Annotated in this window: 2 protein-coding genes; both read left to right on the top strand. The window is 51.9% G+C overall.

Annotated features, from left to right (window positions below; translation table 11 throughout):
* Positions 1 to 171 precede the first annotated feature (171 nt).
* A complete protein-coding gene (locus KDN35_RS19615) occupies positions 172 to 1,218 on the top strand; it encodes a glyceraldehyde-3-phosphate dehydrogenase (protein WP_212133732.1) in 1,047 nt (348 codons plus the stop codon).
* Between the two features lie 301 nt (positions 1,219 to 1,519).
* Positions 1,520 to 2,428 carry a sigma-E factor regulatory protein RseB domain-containing protein gene (locus tag KDN35_RS19610; RefSeq protein WP_212133730.1) on the top strand — a complete coding sequence of 303 codons (909 nt, stop codon included), beginning with the start codon at positions 1,520 to 1,522 and terminating at the stop codon, positions 2,426 to 2,428.
* The last annotated feature ends 67 nt before the right edge of the window (positions 2,429 to 2,495 follow it).

The raw sequence follows: 2,495 nt of genomic DNA, 5'->3' as shown, positions 1-2,495 counted from the left end.
GATTGCTTGCAGCGATCACGCCGCTGCTCGTCCTCCATAACCGAGCCAAAAACAGGATGACAAATCGTCCAAATATTTATTTTTTGAGTAAAACACATTGATAATTGTGTCATACTTATTATAATGAAAGTAAGGAATAGCGTAACTTAATGCAGGAAGGGGTTTCTTATTATGACAATCAAAATCGGTATTAATGGTTTCGGACGTATCGGACGAATGGTTTTTCGCCGCGCCGTTCAAGACCCCAACATTGAGATCGTTGCGATCAATGCCAGTTATCCCCCTGAAACACTCGCTCATCTGTTGAAATACGACACCATTCACGGGCGTTTTCCTCATAAAGTAGAAGTACAGGACAACAAGATTATCGTAGACGGCAAGCCGACTGTCGTGCTGTCCGACCGCGATCCGCTCAATCTGCCGTGGGGCGAACTGGGCGTGGAGATCGTCGTGGAGGCCACCGGCAAGTTCAAGGACCGCGAAGGCGCCGGCAAGCACCTGAAAAGCGGCGCGAAAAAGGTGGTCATCACTGCACCGGCGAAGGAAGAAGATGTGACCATTGTCATGGGCGTCAACGAAGACATTTACGACCACGAGAAGCATCACATCATCTCCAACGCCTCCTGCACCACCAACTGCCTGGCGCCGGTGGCCAAGGTGCTGCATGAAGCGTTTGGCATCGAACAGGGCCTGATGACGACGGTTCACTCCATCACCAACGACCAGGTAAACATCGACAACCCGCACAAGGACCTGCGCCGCGCACGCGCTGCTGGTGAGTCGATCATTCCGACCACGACCGGTGCCGCCCGTGCCGTGGGCAAGGTGCTGCCGGAGCTGAACGGCAAGTTGAACGGTTTCGCCCTGCGCGTCCCGACGCCGAACGTCTCCGTCGTCGACCTGGTCATCAACACCAAGAAGCCGGTAACCGTGGAAGAGGTAAACCGCGTGCTGCGTGAAGCGAGCGAGGGCAGCATGAAGGGCTACATCGAATTTTGCGATGAACCGCTGGTCTCCAGCGACTTCAATGGCAACGATCACTCGTCCATCATCGACGGCCTCTCCACGATGGTAATGGGCACCAACCAGGTAAAAGTGATCGCCTGGTACGACAACGAGTGGGGCTACTCCTGCCGCGTGGTCGATCTGGTGCGTCACGTGTCCGAGGATGCCAACCGCGCCCGGACAAAAGAGGCGGCAGCCGTAGCCGCAAACTAACCTACCCGTAAACAGACAACAACCCCCCTGGGACCCTTGCGGTGGTCCAGGGGGTTTTTTGCGATTTCGCGTGCCGCGCATATCGGCCAACCAGCAAGCATTCGCAGGCCGGATGCAAACCGCCGCTGGTGAACAACAAATGGGAACTGACATCCTGTGTGTAAGAAATTTTTGCCATAATAAGCAAAAATTATGGATGAAAGTGAAGCGCTGCGGCTCCATACACGTCTGAATATGTGGAGACTGTCAATCAATACACCGCGAGTGAAAGGTGGAAGGTATGGGACAAGGAGGGCAGATCATGTCAAAAAAAATGATGATAGCAGGCTGCACAGGTATTTGTTTACTCCTCACGTCAGTCGCCCATGGCGCTGGTGGAGATGCAGGAAAGGTTTTGCCGCAGACTTCAAATGAAGCGGCAGTTCAGCAACATGCAGAAATGCAATCGGCACGCCAACAGATCACTGCTGAAGCGATTCGGGATAAAATGCTCAATGCCATTGATTATTACACGACCATTCAAGGGACGTACCGGATCATGCAAAAGCCGCTTGGCGTCGATGATGTGGTGGAATTTGACGTATCTGTGGGCGATACACCTGGAAGCTATGTAAAGGTAAAAAGCAACGTGACAGGGAAGCAAAGTGAGCACATCTCAAACGGCGAGACCATGATCCATTTATACGAACAGGAAAAGGCATTTGTCAAACAGCAGAAAATAAAAACGGTGACGAAGGAAAGCAAAATCCAGAAAGGCCCCCGTTACTATATCGATGAAGAGGGAATCCCTGTCTATGAATACAGAAAAGATCCCTCCTATGCACATGAGGCTCACGATGTCATTTTTCCGCAGGCTTACGGCTTTTGGCTTTATCGGCATCCGCACAAAGTGGTGGGAACGGAACCTTATCTGGATCGAACGGCAGTCGTCCTGGTAGGTACGTTAGCCGGTATACTGGCCGAAAAACACCAGGCCAGCAGATTCAAGATGTGGGTTGATCAGGAAACGGGCGTGTTGTTGAAACTGCTTGAGACCGATGATAAAGGTACCGTCTCAAATCAGATCGAAGTGCTTCGGCTGGCCATTGACAAAGAGATTGACACTTCCAAGTTTCAGATCATTGAGCCGAAGGGATGGAAGGATATCAGTCCTGATTTGAGCAAGAAGAGGGAGGTACGAGCGGATTCGAGTGACAAGGAAGCCAAGTAGCGTGAAACGCCCTGTCTTTCGAAGTCGGAAGAAAGAAGAAGACCCCGCCCGGCGCAGTGTCAGGCAC

The sequence above is a fragment of the Brevibacillus sp. NL20B1 genome, assembly GCF_018195675.1.
GTDB lineage: Bacteria > Bacillota > Bacilli > Brevibacillales > Brevibacillaceae > Brevibacillus > Brevibacillus aydinogluensis.
Note: the sequence above shows the minus strand (reverse complement) of the source record. Positions and strands in the feature narration are given on the sequence as shown.